Annotated in this window: 17 protein-coding genes; 8 read left to right on the top strand and 9 right to left on the bottom strand. The window is 66.8% G+C overall.

The window, feature by feature from the left end:
- The first annotated feature begins 1 nt into the window (after position 1).
- The 5 genes from gshB to KGM94_RS01610 all read left to right on the top strand — a co-directional run bounded on the left by gshB (position 2) and on the right by KGM94_RS01610 (position 5,742).
- Positions 2-943: a glutathione synthase gene (gene gshB, locus KGM94_RS01630; protein ID WP_300254190.1), complete on the top strand. Its 942-nt coding sequence runs from the start codon at positions 2-4 to the stop codon at positions 941-943.
- A 395-nt stretch (positions 944-1,338) separates the two neighbouring features.
- Positions 1,339-2,142: a Flp pilus assembly protein CpaB gene (gene cpaB, locus KGM94_RS01625; protein ID WP_300254188.1), complete on the top strand. Its 804-nt coding sequence runs from the start codon at positions 1,339-1,341 to the stop codon at positions 2,140-2,142.
- Between the two features lie 14 nt (positions 2,143-2,156).
- The gene (locus KGM94_RS01620) at positions 2,157-3,674 is read left to right on the top strand and encodes a type II and III secretion system protein family protein (RefSeq protein ID WP_300254186.1); all 1,518 of its coding nucleotides are present in this window, start codon (positions 2,157-2,159) and stop codon (positions 3,672-3,674) included.
- A 41-nt stretch (positions 3,675-3,715) separates the two neighbouring features.
- A complete protein-coding gene (locus KGM94_RS01615) occupies positions 3,716-4,450 on the top strand; it encodes a CpaD family pilus assembly protein (RefSeq protein WP_300254184.1) in 735 nt (244 codons plus the stop codon).
- The gene (locus tag KGM94_RS01610) at positions 4,450-5,742 is read left to right on the top strand and encodes an AAA family ATPase (protein WP_300254197.1); all 1,293 of its coding nucleotides are present in this window, start codon (positions 4,450-4,452) and stop codon (positions 5,740-5,742) included. The genes KGM94_RS01615 and KGM94_RS01610 overlap by 1 nt, the downstream gene beginning before the upstream one ends.
- 21 nt (positions 5,743-5,763) lie before the next feature.
- On the opposite strand, the gene KGM94_RS01605 is transcribed toward KGM94_RS01610, so the two are convergent.
- Positions 5,764-6,549, bottom strand: coding sequence for a tetratricopeptide repeat protein (locus tag KGM94_RS01605; protein WP_300254182.1), 786 nt, complete (start codon positions 6,547-6,549; stop codon positions 5,764-5,766).
- Between the two features lie 83 nt (positions 6,550-6,632).
- Positions 6,633-6,878: a PilZ domain-containing protein gene (locus KGM94_RS01600; RefSeq protein WP_300254181.1), complete on the bottom strand. Its 246-nt coding sequence runs from the start codon at positions 6,876-6,878 to the stop codon at positions 6,633-6,635.
- 219 nt (positions 6,879-7,097) lie between these two features.
- Here KGM94_RS01600 and KGM94_RS01595 point away from each other — a divergent pair, with 219 nt between their 5' ends.
- Positions 7,098-8,636, top strand: coding sequence for a YifB family Mg chelatase-like AAA ATPase (locus tag KGM94_RS01595; protein ID WP_300254179.1), 1,539 nt, complete (start codon positions 7,098-7,100; stop codon positions 8,634-8,636).
- A 256-nt stretch (positions 8,637-8,892) separates the two neighbouring features.
- On the top strand, positions 8,893-11,139 hold the full coding sequence (locus tag KGM94_RS01590) for an ATP-binding protein (protein ID WP_300254195.1): 2,247 nt from the start codon (positions 8,893-8,895) through the stop codon (positions 11,137-11,139).
- Positions 11,140-11,170: 31 nt separating this feature from the next.
- Here the strand turns inward: KGM94_RS01590 and coaA are convergent, their stop codons facing one another.
- The 7 genes from coaA to hisB all read right to left on the bottom strand — a co-directional run bounded on the left by coaA (position 11,171) and on the right by hisB (position 15,917).
- Positions 11,171-12,127: a type I pantothenate kinase gene (gene coaA / locus KGM94_RS01585; RefSeq protein ID WP_300254177.1), complete on the bottom strand. Its 957-nt coding sequence runs from the start codon at positions 12,125-12,127 to the stop codon at positions 11,171-11,173.
- A gap of 28 nt (positions 12,128-12,155) precedes the next feature.
- On the bottom strand, positions 12,156-12,479 hold the full coding sequence (locus KGM94_RS01580) for a phosphoribosyl-ATP diphosphatase (protein ID WP_300254175.1): 324 nt from the start codon (positions 12,477-12,479) through the stop codon (positions 12,156-12,158).
- A 77-nt stretch (positions 12,480-12,556) separates the two neighbouring features.
- A complete protein-coding gene (gene hisF, locus KGM94_RS01575; protein ID WP_300254173.1) occupies positions 12,557-13,333 on the bottom strand; it encodes an imidazole glycerol phosphate synthase subunit HisF in 777 nt (258 codons plus the stop codon).
- A 9-nt stretch (positions 13,334-13,342) separates the two neighbouring features.
- The gene (hisA, locus tag KGM94_RS01570; RefSeq protein ID WP_300254171.1) at positions 13,343-14,083 is read right to left on the bottom strand and encodes a 1-(5-phosphoribosyl)-5-[(5-phosphoribosylamino)methylideneamino]imidazole-4-carboxamide isomerase; all 741 of its coding nucleotides are present in this window, start codon (positions 14,081-14,083) and stop codon (positions 13,343-13,345) included.
- A complete protein-coding gene (gene hisH, locus KGM94_RS01565; protein ID WP_300254169.1) occupies positions 14,080-14,730 on the bottom strand; it encodes an imidazole glycerol phosphate synthase subunit HisH in 651 nt (216 codons plus the stop codon). Before hisH ends, hisA begins: the two co-directional genes overlap by 4 nt.
- Positions 14,727-15,257 carry a DUF2628 domain-containing protein gene (locus KGM94_RS01560; RefSeq protein ID WP_300254167.1) on the bottom strand — a complete coding sequence of 177 codons (531 nt, stop codon included), beginning with the start codon at positions 15,255-15,257 and terminating at the stop codon, positions 14,727-14,729. Before KGM94_RS01560 ends, hisH begins: the two co-directional genes overlap by 4 nt.
- A gap of 66 nt (positions 15,258-15,323) precedes the next feature.
- Positions 15,324-15,917, bottom strand: coding sequence for an imidazoleglycerol-phosphate dehydratase HisB (hisB, locus tag KGM94_RS01555; protein WP_300254165.1), 594 nt, complete (start codon positions 15,915-15,917; stop codon positions 15,324-15,326).
- 249 nt (positions 15,918-16,166) lie between these two features.
- Here hisB and hslV point away from each other — a divergent pair, with 249 nt between their 5' ends.
- Positions 16,167-16,727, top strand: a complete 561-nt coding sequence (hslV, locus tag KGM94_RS01550) for an ATP-dependent protease subunit HslV (RefSeq protein ID WP_300254163.1) — start codon at positions 16,167-16,169, stop codon at positions 16,725-16,727.
- Position 16,728 lies beyond the last annotated feature (1 nt).

The following is a 16,728-nucleotide window of genomic DNA, read 5'->3' as shown; positions in this document are numbered from 1 at the left end:
CATGAAGCTCAACGTCGCCGTCCAGATGGACCCGATCGCCCGCATCAACATCCGCGGCGATTCCACCTTTGCGCTGCTGCTGGAGGCGCAGAAGCGCGGCCATGGCCTGTCCTACTACACGCCGGACAAGCTCTCGCTGGTCGGCGACGAGCTGGTCGCGCCCGTGCAGATTCTCTCCGTGCGCGACGAGCCCGGCAACCACTTCACGCTCGGCGAGCCCCGGCGCGAGAAGCTCACCGCCTTCGACGTGGTGCTGCTGCGGCAGGACCCGCCCTTCGATCTCGCCTACATCACCTCGACGCACTTTCTGGAGCGCATTCACCCCAAGACGCTGGTCGTCAATGATCCGGCCTCCGTGCGCAACGCGCCGGAAAAGCTGTTCGTGATGAACTTTCCGCAGCTCATGCCGCCGACGCTGATCTCGCGCGACCTCGACGAGATCAACGCGTTTCGCGAGCAGCACGGCGCCGTCGTCATGAAGCCGCTGCACGGCCATGGCGGCGCGGCGGTGTTCCGCGTGATGCCGCAGGACATGAACTTCGGCTCGCTGTTCGACATGTTCTCCGTCACCTTCAAGGAACCCTGGGTGATCCAGCAGTTCATCCCGGAGGTGAAGCACGGCGACAAGCGCATCATCCTGGTCGACGGCGAGTTTGCCGGCGCCATCAACCGCGTGCCGGCGCCCGACGATCTGCGTTCCAACATGGTGCGCGGCGGCGCGGCGCAGGCGACCGAGCTGTCGGTACGCGAGCGCGAGATCTGCGAGACGGTCGGGCCGGAGCTGCGCAAGCAAGGACTGCTGTTCGTCGGCATCGACGTCATCAACGGCAGTCTCACCGAGATCAACGTGACGTCGCCGACCGGCATCCGCGCCATCGCGCGACTCGGCGGCCCCGACATCGCGGCGAGGATATGGGACGTGATCGAGAAGAAGCACAAGTAGCACTCGTGCCCCGGACACAGCGCGGTACGCAGTCCTGCGCCGCGCCCGGGACGCGATAGGCGGCAGGCAGCGCACGCTGTCGGTTCGCGCTGATGACGGTGCGGACCCAGTCCTGCCCCACATCGCCGCAAGCAACAACTTCGCGATCGACTAACCACTCGTTCACCATAACGCGGCGCGCGCGTCATGGCCGCTGCTGCCGCCTCACGTGAATCTACGGACTTGTCTCCGTCCGGCTAACGCTCCGTTCACCATGCGGCCAAAACGGCCAGCGTGACGGCCGATCACACTCGCCCTCGCAACACCCCTTACACCTTTCCTGCCTACTCATCGACACGGGGAAGGCTGCACCACGTGCGGATCGGGGGGTCCGAGTGAAGAGCAAGTAGTCGCGTATGAATACCGCACGCATAGTCGTCCTTGTCATTGCGCTGGGTGCCGGCGGCGTCGCCGCGTATCTGGCGAGCAGCTATGAGAACAAGCCCGCTCCGGCTGCACCTGTGGCGGAAAAGCTTCCGACGACCGAGATCCTCGTCGCACGGTCCGACATCGGGCTCGGCCAGGTGGTCAGGCCCGACGATCTGCAATGGCAGAGCTGGCCGGCCGGGACCGCGAGCGGCAACTTCATCCGCCGCGACGGAAGGCCCGACGCCCAGACCCAGATCGCCGGCTCGATCGCGCGGGTGCCCATGATGCAGGGCGAGCCGATCCGCGAGCAGAAGCTCGTGAAGGCCGAGGGCTCCGGCTTCATGGCCGCGATCCTGCCCTCCGGCATGCGAGCGATCTCCACCGAGCTGTCGCCCGAGAGCGGCGCCGGCGGCTTCATCCTGCCGAACGACCGCGTCGACGTCATCCTGACCCGGCGCGAGAAGAACAACGGCGTCGGCAGCGAAGGCCGGGCCGAGCTCATCTCCTCCGAGATCATCCTGTCGAACATCCGCGTGCTCGCGATCGACCAGATGCCGAAGGAGAAGGAAGGCCAGAACAGCGTCATCGGCCGCACCGCGACGCTGGAGCTGAAGCCCGAGCAGGCCGAGACGCTCGCCCGCGCCCGCCAGTCCGGCACGCTGGCGCTGGCCCTGCGGAGCATCGTCGACGCCAACGCGGCCGACAACACAACCGACGACCAGCCTGCGAAACGCGGCGCCAGCGTCAATGTCGTGCGCTACGGCGTTTCAAGCACATCGTCACAGAAGTGATGGGGATACCCAAGATGAAGAACGGGGACAACAAGGCGGCGCTGCCGGATCGGGGGATCCGCGCGCGCTCATTCTGGGCGGGGGCGATGCTGATGCTCGGCGTGGCGACCGCACCGGCCGCGGCCATCGGCGCCGATGCGCCTGTCGGCGACCAGAGCCCGGTGCAGGCGCCCGACCTCGGCGTGGCGCCGGTCGCGAGCTACGTGCCGGCCAAGACGCGCTTCCTTGCGCTCGGCGTCGGAAAGTCCGTGATCATCGACCTGCCGCGCGAGGCCAAGGACGTGCTGGTGGCCGATCCCAAGATCGCCAATGCCGTGATCCGCTCGGCGCAGCGCGCCTACATCATCGGCGGCGCGGTCGGACAGACCAACGTGGTGTTCTTCGCCGCCGACGGCCAGCAGGTCGCCTCCTACGACATCGCGGTGAAGCGCGACCTCAACGGCGTGCGCGCCGCGCTCCGGCAGTCGCTGCCGGGGGTTCAGATCGAAGGCGTCGGCGACAGCGTGATGCTGACCGGCTCGGTGTCGAGCCCGGTCGAGGCGCAACAGGCCGGCGACGTGGCCTCCAAGCTGGTCGGCGGCGCCGACAAGGTGGTCAACAACATCATCGTGCGCGGCCGCGACCAGGTGATGCTCAAGGTGATCGTCGCCGAGGTTCGGCGCGACATCGTCAAGCAGATGGGCGTCGACCTCTCGGCCAGTCTCAATGCCGGCACGGCGGTCGTCAATTTCAACAATTCCAACCCGTTCACGGCCAGCGGCGTGCCGCTGGTCGCCGGCAACGCGCTCGCCGCTTCCGCAGTTTCCAAAGGCCTGCCCACGGTGACGGCGACCATGCGCGCGATGGAGAGCGCGGGCGTAGTGCGGACACTGGCCGAGCCGAACCTGACGGCGATCTCCGGCGAGTCCGCGACCTTCATCGCGGGCGGCGAATTCCCGATTCCCGCGGGCTATTCCTGCGACCCCGTCACCCACGTCTGTACCACCCAGATCTCGTTCAAGAAGTTCGGCATCTCGCTCAACTTCACCCCGGTCGTGCTCAGCGAGGGCCGCATCAGCCTGCGCGTGATGACCGAGGTGTCGGAGCTGTCGAACCAGAATTCGATCACGGTGTCGCAGGCCGTTTCGGCGACCTCGACCAACTCGATCACCATCCCGTCGATCCAGACCCGCCGCGCCGAGACCACGCTGGAAATCCCGTCCGGCGGCTCGATGGCGATGGCCGGCCTGATCCAGCAGCAGACGAGGCAGGCGATCAACGGCCTGCCCGGTCTCGACCAGGTTCCGATCCTCGGCGCGCTGTTCCGCAGCCAGGACTACGTCAACAACGAGACCGAGCTCGTCGTGCTGGTCACGCCCTATGTGGTGCGGGCGGTGGCGCAGAAGGAGTTGGCGCGGCCCGACGACGGCTTCGCACCGGCATCCGACGCGCAATCGGCGCTGCTCGGCCGCATCAATCGCCTCTATGGCCTCGCGCGCCGCGTCGATCCCATCAGTGGCTACCAGGGCGATTTCGGCTTCATCATCGATTGAGACGGGACGAACGAAAGCTTCAACGCGAGGGGAATGAAGCGATGACGAATACAACGGTTGATCGCCGCCGCAGGCTGCGCCTCGCGGTCGCGCTGACGGGAATGTCCGTCGCGCTGGGCGCCTGCACCTATACCGAGGAGGTCGTCACCCAGACGGTGCCGAACGACTATCGCCAGCGTCACCCGATCGCGGTGCAGGAGGGCAAGCGCTCGATCGTGATCTTCGTGGGCCATGCCCGCGGCGGACTGACCGCGGCGCAGCGCGCCGACGTGATGGGGATCGCGCGGGACTGGGTCCGCGAAGGCACCGGATCGGTCGTGGTCGACGTGCCCGTCGAGACCGCGAACGGCCGCGCCGCGGCGGCCACCTATCGGGAGATCCGTTCGATCCTGGCGGCCGGCGGCGTGCCGTCGCGCGGCATCGTCCAGCATCCCTACCGCCCCGAGGATCCTGGCCTGTTGCCGACGATAAGGCTGAGCTACTCCCGCATCGCCGCGGTCGCGGGTCCTTGCGGTCTGTGGCCGGAGGATCTGGGCCCGTCGGTGCTCGATCCCTCCTACAACGAGAACAAACCCTACTTCAATCTCGGCTGCGCATCCCAGCGCAACCTCGCGGCCATGATCGACAACCCCGCCGATCTCGAACAGCCGCGCGCGGAGACGCCGGCCTACACCGCGCGGCGCTCGATCGCCTACGACAAGTACCGCAAGGGCGTTTCGACCGCGACCACCTATCCGGACGCCGACAAGGCCAAACTCAGCGACACAGGCAAATGATGAGCGGCACCAACGAAGAAGAAGCCGACGATGTCAGGCACGTCGAGGACCATATCGCGCCGGTCCCGCGCATCTCGGTACAGGCGTTTTGCGAGACCGACCAGACCCTGGCCGCGGTGAAGGCGGCGGGCGAGGATCGCCGCCTCGGCAAGGCGCACCTCACCGCGAAGCCTGGCGGCCTTGCCGCCGCGATCGAGGCCTACGGCTCGATGCCGACGCCGAACGTGATCGTGATCGAGTCGGACGGCACGCGCGACATCCTCGAGGGACTGGACGATCTCGCCGGCGTCTGCGATCCCGGAACGCGCGTCGTCGTGATCGGCAATCCGAACGACACCGCGCCCTATCGCGAGCTCGTGCGCCGCGGCGTCAACGACTATGTGGTGGGCCCGGTCGAGACCATCGACGTGGTGCGCTCGATCTGCAGCCTGTTCTCGGCGTCGGAAGCCATGATCACCGGCCGCGTCATCGCGGTGGTCGGCGCCAAGGGCGGCGTCGGCGCATCGACGGTCGCGCACAATCTGGCCTGGACCATCGCGCGCGATCTCGCGCTGGATTCCGTCGTCATCGACCTCGACCTCGCCTTCGGCACCGCGGGCCTCGACTACAACCAGGATCCCGTGCAGGGCATCGCCAATGCGGTGCTGTCGCAGGAGCGCCCCGACACCGCGTTGATGGAGCGCCTGCTCGCCAAGTGCACCGACCATCTCAGCCTGCTGGCCGCGCCCGCCGCCCTCGACCGCGTCTATGATTTCGGTGCCGAGGCCTTCGACGCGATCTTCGACACGCTGCGCATGACCACGCCCTGCATCGTGCTCGACGTCCCCCATCAATGGTCGGGATGGACGCGCCGCGCGCTGATCGGCGCCGACGACATCCTGATCGTGGCGGAGCCCGATCTCGCCAATCTGCGCAATACCAAGAACATGCTGAACGTGCTCAAGGCGGCGCGGCCGAACGATCGGCCGCCGCTCTATCTGGTCAACCGGACCGGAATGCCGAAGCGGCAGGAGATCGAGGTCAAGGCGTTCGCCAAGACCATGGAGAGCCAGCCGATCGCCGCGATCCCGTTCGATTCGAAGCTGTTCAGCACGGCGGCCAACAACGGCCAGATGATCGCGGAGGTCGCCAAGAACCACCGCACCAGCGAAACGTTCCAGGACATGGCCAGCCGACTCGCCGGGCGCGGTGAGCCCCGGAAGGCAAAGCGCTCGCTGCTGGGTCCGCTGTTGAAGAAGCTGAAGGCGAAGACGGCGCGGCGCGAGAGCGCACCGTATCGCAAGGTGTCGTAGCGGCGCCGCTTGCGCGGGCGGCTACTTGTCCGCCCGCTGCTGCTTCTTCGCGAGCAACTGCCGCAGCGCCGTGACCTTGGCCGCGGCTTCGTCCGGCGGCAGGTCGGCCTTCACGATGCTCTCGGCTTCCGGCAGGCGGCCGGACAGGCCCAGCACCAGCGCGAGATTGGCCCGCACGCGCGGATCGGACGGGTCGCGCTCATGGGCGTGGCGCAGCGTCTCCTCCGCCTTGGGCAGATTGTTCTGCAGCACGTAGGACAGGCCGAGATTGGAGAGCACCGACGGTTCGTCGGGCACGATCTTCAGCGCGGTGGCGTAGTACTGCTGCGCCTCCTCGTTGCGGCCGAGCTGGTCGAGCACCGCGCCTTGCGCCGACAGGATGTGCCAGTCGGGATCTTCCGGCGTGTGCGCCCGGCTCAGGACGTCGAAGGCCTGCTGGAAGTTGCCGTTGTCGGCAAGCGCGCGGCCATAGGCCGCAAGCAGCGCCTTGTTGCCGGAATGGGCGAGCACCGCCTGCTCGAGCACGGCAACCGCCTGCGAGCGCTGGCCGTTGTCGCGCAGCGCCTTGCCGTATTGCAGGGCGATCTCGGGATCGTTCTGGCTGGCGCGATAGCGCTCGCGCAGGCCGTCCAGGTCGGGCTTGGAATCGGACCTGGCATCTGCCTTGCGCGTGCTCTCGGTCCTGGTGCCGAGCGCGCCGGTGACGTCGTCGATGCCGGTAGTCTGGCAAGCGCCCAGCGCCGCGGCCAGGAGCACGGAGAACAGGATTTTCGCCGGCGGAGAGGAAAGGGATGAACGCTTGGACATACTCTGATCACGCCTCGGCGACTGATCAGAGATGCTTTGCCGATTAACGCTAAATTCCCGTTAAGGACGACGCCTTGGCATGCCTAATCGACGAATTCGGCGCCGAATTCACAGCCGATCCGCCAGCGCAGCCGGCACTGGCGGGAGTGATCGGGCGCGAAGATGATGGTGAATTCCGGCGGTACCTCCACGAATTCGGCGACCACCTTCACCCCGCCATCGGAGATATCCGTGATTGTGCAATCACGCGGCAAGGAGCCCGCGCCAAGATGGATCTTGGCAAGCCTGCTGCACACCCGACGTTCGCTTCTACGGCGATTTACAAGCATTTGGATCATTCACTGTTGGATCACGGCCCATCCCGCCATCCGAAGCTAGCGGACATGTGTTGGAATGTGCTGAGCGCAACCGCTCGCAATCGAGGCTTAGTCTCGCCAACGCGTTTACGCTTCGTTAGGACCGGCCCGGGCCTCCGTCGCGCTTGTTCCCGTATTGTTCTTGCCAGGATGCGCCCCGCCTGCTACCCTCGATTGCGGGAGAGGGGCGGCATGGTTCAGCGCGTTTCGACGGTTGCCTTTGAGGGGATCGAGGCCCGCGCGGTCGATGTGCAGGTGCAGGTCGCGCCCGGCCTGCCCGCCTTTGCCATCGTCGGTCTTCCGGACAAGGCGGTGTCCGAGGCGCGCGAGCGGGTCCGCTCGGCGCTGATCGCCTCGGGGCTGGCGCTGCCGGCGCGGCGGATCATCGTCAACCTCGCCCCCGCCGACCTGCCCAAGGAAGGCAGCCATTACGACCTGCCGATCGCCCTCGGGCTGATGGCGGCGATCGGCGCGATTCCGCCGGATGCGCTGACCGGCTTCACGGTGCTTGGCGAGCTCGGCCTCGACGGCTCGATCGCGCCGGTGGCGGGCGTGCTGCCGGCCGCGATCGGCGCCAATGCGCGCGAGGAAGGCCTGATCTGCCCGGCGTCCTGCGGCTCGGAAGCCGCCTGGGCGAGTCCGGACATCCAGATCGTCGCCGCGAGTTCGCTGATTCAGATCGCCAACCATTTCAAGGGCACCCAGGTGCTGTCGCGGCCCACGCCGCGGGTCCATGAGGCCGCCGCCTCGCCGCTCGATCTGCGCGACATCAAGGGCCAGGAGAGCGCCAAGCGCGCGCTGGAGATCGCGGCCGCAGGCGGCCATCACCTGTTGATGATCGGCGCGCCCGGCGCCGGCAAATCGATGCTGGCCGCACGCCTGCCCTCGATCCTGCCGCCGCTGTCGCCGGCGGAGCTGCTCGAAGTCTCGATGATCGCGTCCGTCGCCGGCGAGATCGAGGGCGGCGCGCTGACCTCGCGGCGGCCGTTCCGATCGCCGCATCATTCCGCCAGTATGGCCGCGCTGACCGGCGGCGGCGCGCGCGCAAAGCCGGGCGAGATCTCGCTCGCGCATCAGGGCGTGCTGTTCCTCGACGAGCTGCCGGAGTTCGATCCGCGCGTGCTGGATTCGCTGCGCCAGCCGCTGGAGAACGGCGAGGTCTCGATCTCGCGCGCCAATCACCGCGTCACCTACCCTGCCCGCTTCATGCTGGTCGCCGCGATGAACCCCTGCCGCTGCGGCAACGCCTTCGAGCCCGGCTATGCCTGCAAGCGCGGCCGCATCGACCGCTGCACCGCGGACTACCAGGCGCGCATCTCCGGCCCGCTGATGGATCGCATCGATCTGCGCATCGAGGTGCCGGCCGTCACCGCGGCGGACCTGATCCTGCCGCCGGCAGCGGAGGGATCGGCCGAGGTCGCCGCACGCGTCGCGGCCGCGCGCGACATCCAGCGCGCACGCTATGCCGACGCCGGCCTGCCGAAGGTCCGCACCAACGCCGAAGCGCCAGCATCCGTTCTGGAAGAGGTGGCAAAACCCGATACGCAGGGTCAAAAGCTGCTGCGCGATGCCGCCGAGACCATGCGGCTGTCGGCGCGCGGCTATCACCGCGTGCTGCGGGTGGCGCGCACGCTCGCCGACCTCGACGGCGCCGAGACAATCGGCCGGCTGCATCTCGCCGAAGCGCTGTCCTACCGCGCACTCGCGGAAGATGTGCGCCAGATGGCGTGACGCCTTCCGCATATCAACACGGCGGTAACGAGTTTCCTTTACGGTCTGCAAACCATGAGCCCTGGGGCGTGCCCTGCCCGGCTTCCGGCGCGTGAGTGCGATGTTGCGTTTCGAGGCCTTGACCGCACTGTGAGCCGTTAACGTCCCGTCAACCGCGTTCGCAAGCACCTCTCTCACCCTCAAACACTTCGCAAGCTGAACCGACGCATCGTCGATCAGGACGGGCTTCGGGTTGATGAACATCAGGGTCTTGGCGATGGGTCGGGCGTTCCGGATCAAAGTGCGCATGCGCCGCTTCAGGCGCCGCCATCCCAGGATCAGCTTCGCGATCCGCTCCTTCATGATCTTCTCGGCGACGTTCGGCGCCGCCTATGGCTTCATCGCCGGCAGCCGTGCCGAGCGCTCCGGCTACGATCCCAACGCCTTTGCGATCGGCGCGAGCTTCCTGTTCGCGCTCGCCTGCCTCGGGCTCGCGACGCTGAGCATGCGGCTGCGCTTCGTCAACAAGCGGCTGCGCACGCTCGCCCAGCACAATGAGGCGCTGGTCGACCGCAACTGGGAACTGAAGGAAGCCGAAGAGCGCGCGCGCAGCCTGTTCGAGTCGCAAGGCGACCTGATCGTGCTGCGCGACCACCAGGGCCGCATCACCTTCGCCAACGACGCCTATTGCGCGCTCGCCGGACAACCACGCAGCGCGCTGGTCGGAACCCCCTTCAACTTCGACCTGGTCGAGCAGGGCGACAGCGTGCTGGAAGGCAGCGGCACGCGGATTCACGACCAGAAGATCGCAACGTCATTCGGCACCCGCTGGATCGCCTGGCGCGAAGGCCTGGTGCGGCTCGATGCCGGCCATCCCGCCGAATTGCAGAGCGTCGGACGCGACGTCACCGACCGCACCGAGACCGAACGTGCGCTCTCCGAAGCGCGCGACCAGGCGGATGCAGCCAACCGCGCCAAGTCGCGCTTCCTCGCCATGGCGAGCCACGAGATCCGCACGCCGCTCAACGGCATCATGGGCATGAGCGGCCTATTGCTCGACACCGCGCTGACGCCGGAACAGGCGACTTACGCCCGGGCGGTCAAGACGTCCGGCGAGGCGCTGATGGCGCTGATCGAGGAACTCCTGGACTATTCCAAGATCGAGGCCGGCAAGCTCGATCTCGAGCAGCGCTCCTTCGCGCTGTCGACCCTGATCGAGGAGATCACGGAGCTGCTGGCGCCGCGCGCGCAGGCCAAGAACCTCGAGATCGCCTCCTATGTCGACGAGCGCCTGCCGCTCGAAGTCGTCGGCGACGCCGCGCGGCTGCGCCAGGTGCTGCTCAATCTCGCAGGCAACGCCATCAAGTTCACCGCGCAAGGCGGTGTAGCGCTGATCGTCGAGCCCGGCATGCGGCCGAACGAGATCAGCTTTCTGGTGCGCGACACCGGCATCGGCATCGCGCCCGAAGCCCAGTCGCGCATCTTCCGCGAGTTCGAGCAGGCCGACGAGCGCGTCGCGCGCACCTATGGCGGCACCGGCCTCGGCCTTGCGATCAGCGAGCGCATCGTCAAGCGCATGGGCGGCCGGATCGCGCTGGAGAGCGAGCCGGGCAGGGGGTCGACGTTCGAAGTCTCGATCCCGCTGCAGCCGTCGAACGCAGCCGCGGGACAGACGGCGTTCCCCGGCACCGACCTCACCGGCAAGTCGATCCTGCTGATCGCTCCGCAGGGCATCGAGCCCTCGCTCCTCGCGCGGCGGCTGGAGCGCTGGGGCGGCCAGGCCTGCTTGGTCTCCGATCCCGACGTCGCGCTGGCGCTGCTGCCCGAGCGGTCCTGGCACGCCGTGCTGATCGACCGTGCGCTCGGCCGCGACGTCGTCGAACGGCTGGGCGAGGCCGCCCGCACGCATGCGGCGCAGCGGCTGGTGCTGCTCACCCCCGTCACGCGGCACGAGCAGCAGCTCTCGCCGGCCTTCACCGGCTATCTGGTCAAGCCGCTGCGCGCGGCCTCGCTCGCGGCGCGCCTGTCGCTGACGCCGGACATCGGCTCGCCCGATCTGGCGCCGGAGCCGCCGAGCGAATCGCCGAAGACGAAGCCAGCGCCAGCGAATCCGACGAAGGGACTATCGGTCCTGGTCGCGGAGGACAACGAGATCAACGCGCTCCTGATGCGCTCGCTGCTGACCAGGCTCGGCCATCGCGCGGTGATCGCGACCAACGGCGAGGCGGCGCTGGAGTCCTGGCTCGCCGCGAAGTCCGCGGGAACGCCGTATGAGCTCGTGCTGATGGACATCCAGATGCCGCAGCTCGACGGTATCGAGGCCGCAAAACGCATCCGCGCGCGCGAGGCCGGCGAGCCCGGTCGCCACACGCCGATCCTGGCGCTCACGGCGAACACGCTGGTGGAGGACCGCTACGCCTGCTTCGAAGCCGGCATGGACGGATTCTTGATCAAGCCGCTCGACCGCGAGAAGCTGGAAGAGGCGCTGGCGACGCTCACGGCATCTCGGCAGCTGGCGGTGTAGCGGTTCTCTCCATCGTCGTGAATGCAGCCAGCTACAGCCTGCGCAGCGCCACCGACTCCACGACGTGGTCCGCGCCCTTCTTCAGGATCAGTGTCGCCCGAGGACGGGTCGGCAGGATGTTGTCCTCGAGGTTGGCGAGGTTGGTGCGCTCCCAGATCGCGGTTGCGGTCGCGATCGCTTCCTCGTCCGACAGCGGCGCGTAGCGGTGGAAATACGACTTCGGATCGGTGAATGCGGTATCCCTCAGCGCCAGAAAGCGCTTGATGTACCATTGCCGCAGCGCCGCTTCGTCGGCGTCTATATAGACGGAGAAGTCGAAGAAGTCGGAGACGACGGGCACGGCCTTGCCGTCCCGCGGTAGCTTCCCGGTCTGCAGCACGTTGACGCCCTCGACGATCAGGATGTCCGGCTGGTCGATCTCCACCCATTTGTTGGGCACGATGTCGTAGGTCAGATGCGAATAGACCGGCGCGCGCACGGGATGGCGGCCCGCCTTGATGTCGGAGAGGAAACCGAGCAGCAGCGGCAGGTCGTAGCTCTCCGGAAAGCCCTTCTTCTGCATGATGCCCTGCCGTTCGAGCACGGCATTGGGAAACAGGAAGCCGTCGGTCGTGATCAGGTCGACCTTCGGGCGCGGCGACCAGCGGGCCAGCAGCGCCTGCAGCACGCGGGCGGTGGTGGATTTCCCCACCGCGACCGAGCCGGCGACACCGATGATATAGGGCATCTTGCGGTCGCGGATATTGAGGAACTGACGCTGCGCGTAATAAAGGCGCTGCATGGCATCGACATAGATCGACAGCAGTCGCGACAGCGGCAGGTAGATGTCCTCGACCTCCTGCAGGTCGAGGCGATCATGCATCGAGCGCAGGCGATCGAACTCGCCCGGCTCCAGCGTCATCGGCGTGTCATTGCGCAGCGACGACCATTGGTCGCGCGTGTAGACGCGGTACGGATTATACTGCTGCTCGGGTGCGCGGACATCCATGACGCTACCTTTTCCGTTACGGTTCCCGCTAGTCGCTCTTGCGCGACGCCTTTTCGTCCAGTCCAGACATCGAGGTTCGCTTGTCGAGCGCTGCCTCGACCTCTTCCAGTCTTATGCCGCGCGACTTCAACAGCACGAGGAAATGGTAGACCAGGTCGGCGCTTTCGGCGATCAGATGCGCGCGATCGTTTTCGACCGCCGCAATGACGGTTTCGACCGCTTCCTCACCGAACTTCTTGGCGCAATGCTCGGCGCCCTTGTCCAGGAGCTTGCGGGTGTAGGACGCCTCTCCACCGGCGGCCGCACGGGCATCGATGGTCTCGGCAAGGTCGTGGATCGTGAAACGCCGCATACAAAATACTCAGAACACGCTCCGGCTGACGCGCCGGTCCCCACGGGGAAATGTAGCACTCTTATGATCGGGAGTCGTCAGGCATCGAGACGCATCGGCAGGCCCCGGCGCGCCATGTGCTCCTTGGCTTCGCGGATGGTAAACTCGCCAAAATGGAAGATCGAGGCCGCCAGCACCGCGGTGGCGTGGCCGTCCCGAATGCCGTCGACGAGATGGTCGAGATTGCCGACGCCGCCTGATGCGATCACGGGTACCGGAACACTGTCGGCAATCGCCCGAGTCAGCGAAATGTCAAAACCCTGCCTGGTGCCGTCGCGGTCCATGGAGGTGAGCAGAATCTCGCCGGCGCCGAGCGAGACCACCTCCTGGGCATATTCGATGGCATCGATGCCGGTCGAGTTGCGGCCGCCATGGGTAAAGATCTCCCAGCGGTCCGAGCCGCCGGTGCGCTTGACCCGCTTGGCGTCGATCGCGACCACGACGCATTGCTCGCCGAATTTTTCGGCAGCTTCCTTGACGAATTCGCGCCGCGCCACGGCGGCGCTGTTGATCGAGACCTTGTCGGCGCCCGAGCGCAGCAGCGTGCGAATGTCGTCGATGGCGCGCACCCCGCCGCCGACGGTCACCGGCATGAAGCAGGCTTCCGCCGTGCGCCGGACCACGTCGAGCATGATGCCGCGGTTCTCATGGGTCGCGGTGATGTCGAGAAAGCAGAGTTCGTCGGCGCCGGCGGCGTCGTAGGCGATCGCCGCTTCGACCGGATCGCCGGCGTCGCGCAGGTCGACGAAGTTGACGCCCTTGACGACCCGGCCGTCCTTGACGTCGAGGCAGGGGATCACGCGCACCTTGAACATCGAAAGCTCCTAGGCGGCCGCGCGTGCGTTGCGGATCAAGGTGAGGGCCGCCGCGGGATCCAGCCGACCGTCATAGAGCGCCCGGCCGGCGATCGCACCGGCGAGCTTTTTCGCCGGCGGCATCAGCATGGCCTTGACGTCCTCGATCGAGGCAAGCCCGCCGGAGGCGATCACGGGGATCGAGATGTTCTCGGCCAGCGCGATGGTCGCGTCGAGATTGAGGCCCTTGAGCAGGCCGTCGCGCGCGATGTCGGTGAAGATGATGGCGGCGACGCCGGCGTCCTCGAAACGCTGCGCGATCTCGAGCACGGTCACGGTCGAGGTCTCGGCCCAACCTTCGACCGCGACCTTGCCGTCGCGGGCATCGAGCCCCACGGCGACACGGCCCGGGAACTTCTTCGCGGCGCTCTTGACGAGTTCGGGATCGCGCACCGCTGCGGTGCCGATGATGACGCGCGTGACGCCCTTGGCGAGCCAGGTTTCCACGGTGGCGAGATCGCGAATGCCGCCGCCGAGCTGCACCGGCATCTTGATCGTCTTCAGCATCGCCTCGACGGCCTGCGCATTGACCGGCTTGCCGGCAAAGGCGCCGTCGAGATCGACGACGTGGAGATATTCAAAGCCCTGCGCGGCAAAACTTTGCGCCTGCGCCGCGGGGTCGAGGTTGAACACGGTCGCGCGCGCCATGTCGCCTTGCTCGAGGCGCACGCATTGGCCGTTCTTCAGGTCGATGGCAGGAAAGAGGATCACGGCTTCCATCGCAAAAAGTTCGAGATCAGGGCGAGGCCGAAGCGCTGGCTCTTCTCGGGGTGAAACTGGGTGCCGATCGCGGTGTCCCTGGCCACGATCGCCGTGACCGGCCCGCCGTAATCGGCGCGCGCCAGGACGTCCGCTTCGTCGGACGGATTGAGGTGATAGGAGTGCACGAAATAGGCGTGCTGGCCCTTCGGCCCGAGCGGCAATTTCTCCAGCACCGGATGCTCGCGCAGGACGTCCAGTGTGTTCCAGCCCATGTGCGGAATCTTCAGGTTCTCGTCGCGCGGCGCGATCTTCTCGACGTCACCGGCGATCCAGTTGAGCCCGTCGGTCGTCACATGCTCCTTGCCGCGGCTCGCCATCAATTGCATGCCGACGCAGATGCCGAAGAAGGGACGCGCCTTGACGCGCACGGCTTCGTTGAGCGCCTCGACCATGCCGTCAACCGCATCGAGCCCGCGCCGGCAATCGGCGAAGGCGCCGACACCGGGCAAGATGATGCGGTCGGCGCGATAGGCCCTCTCCGGATCGCTGGTCACCAAGATCTTCTGCGGATCCTGCAGGCCGCGCGCGGCGCGCTCAAAGGCCTTGGCCGCCGAGTGCAGATTGCCGGAGCCGTAATCGATGATGGCGACGCTCATCGCGATCCCCCCGGTTCCGGAAACAAGCCGATGATGCCGCCGGACGGCAGCGGCGGCGGATTCGAGAACGGCTGGCCGGGCACGTTGCGGGTCGGCGGCGGGCCGCCGCGATCCACCGCCCATTGATCGTTGACGATGCCGCGCTGCTTCCGGGCCCAGCGATCGAAGAAGCGATGTTCGGCGGTATCCTCATCGTCGGCGACCACGACGTCGAGCTGTTGCCAATGACGGCGCGACAGCGTCCAGCGGCGCAGGCTTGCCGCCTCGAACCCCATCAGCACGGCTACGACGAGATCGGCGAAAAAGATCGAGCTTTGGCCGACGCCGAGGCTGGCGAGGCCGGCCTGGAAGGCGCCGAAGAAGATCACCCAGCCGATCAGCGCCAGCCACAGCCGGTGCCACAGCAGCCAGAACGGGCCGAAGATCATCGCCCAGAAATGGAAGCTGTCGCGCACGAAGACGAAGTCGTCGGTCGCGCGCAGGTCCGCTCCATTGGGGGAGGGTGCATGAACTGTGAAGACAGGCACGGTGATGCCTCGTTCGCTGGAATTCGTGATACCGCCGGTGGCGCTTCGCGCCGCGTGGCGGAGATGTCAGCCGCCGAGCGAGCCCTTGGTCGAGGGCACTTCGCCCGCCGCCCGCGGATCGATGGCGACGGCGGTTCGCAGCGCCCGCGCCAGACCCTTGAAGCAGGATTCGGCGATATGGTGGCTATTCTCGCCATATAGGGTCTCGACGTGCAGAGTCACGCCGGCGTTCATGGCGAAGGCATGAAACCACTCGCGCACGAGCTCGGTATCGAACTCGCCGACCTTGTCGCGGGGAAAGCCGACCTTGAACACCAGGACCGGCCGGCCCGAGATGTCGATGACGACGCGCGACAGCGTCTCGTCCATGGGCATGTGGACGCTGGCATAGCGGGTGATGCCGGCCATCGCGCCGAGGGCCTGCTTCACGGCTTGTCCCAGCGCGATGCCGGTGTCCTCGGTCGTGTGGTGATGGTCAATGTGCAGGTCGCCCACCGCCTTGACCGTGAGGTCGATGCGGGAATGGCGGGCGAGGAGATCGAGCATGTGGTCGAAAAAGCCGATACCGGTCGCGATCTTGGACACGCCAGTGCCATCGAGGTTCACGGACACCTCGATGTCGGTTTCCTTGGTCTTGCGCTTGATCGTCGCTGTGCGCATTGAAAGCTGGCTTTCGCTCTTGATGTCGTGTGAGCACGATCTTGCTGGAAAACCGGTGCCCACTTTTCCGGATCATGCTCATTCGGGCCGAAAACGGCGGTCTTTTAGCAGCCAAATGGCACCTTCGCTACTGCGGGATCGCCCGGGCAGGCCTCTACTTCTGCCTATGGTGAGCGGAATCGGCAAAGGGGCGCCCGTTGTGTCCTCGGCCCGGACCCCCTAAATCTGGCCGGACAAAAGAGGTACTTCATGCAGGATTCCGGGAATCAGGTGCCGGTCTGGCACGGCACCACGATCGTGACGGTCCGCAAGGGCGGCAAGGTGGTGGTCGGCGGCGACGGCCAGGTCTCGATCGGTCAGACCGTGATCAAATCCAACGCCAAGAAGGTCCGAAGGCTCGGCAAGGGCGACGTCATCGGCGGCTTTGCCGGCGCCACGGCCGACGCCTTTACGCTCTTTGAGCGGTTGGAGGCCAAACTCGAGCAATATCCGGGACAACTGACCAGGGCCGCGGTCGAGCTCGCCAAGGACTGGCGCACCGACCGCTATTTGCGGCGGCTGGAAGCCATGATGATCGTCGCCGACAAGGACGTCTCCCTGGTGCTGACCGGAACCGGCGACGTGCTGGAGCCCGAGGCCGGCGTGATGGCGATCGGCTCGGGCGGCAACTACGCGCTGGCGGCGGCGCGGGCGCTGCTCGACACCGACAAGGATGCGGAGGCCATCGTCCGCCGCTCGCTCGACATCGCCGCCGACATCTGCGTCTTCACCAACCGCAACGTGACCATCGAGAGCCTGTCGGGCGGCTAGA

The sequence above is a fragment of the Bradyrhizobium sp. genome (assembly GCF_028868675.1).
Taxonomy (GTDB): domain Bacteria; phylum Pseudomonadota; class Alphaproteobacteria; order Rhizobiales; family Xanthobacteraceae; genus Bradyrhizobium.
The sequence above is the reverse complement of the archived record's forward strand: the minus strand, read 5'-3'. Positions and strand labels throughout refer to the sequence as shown.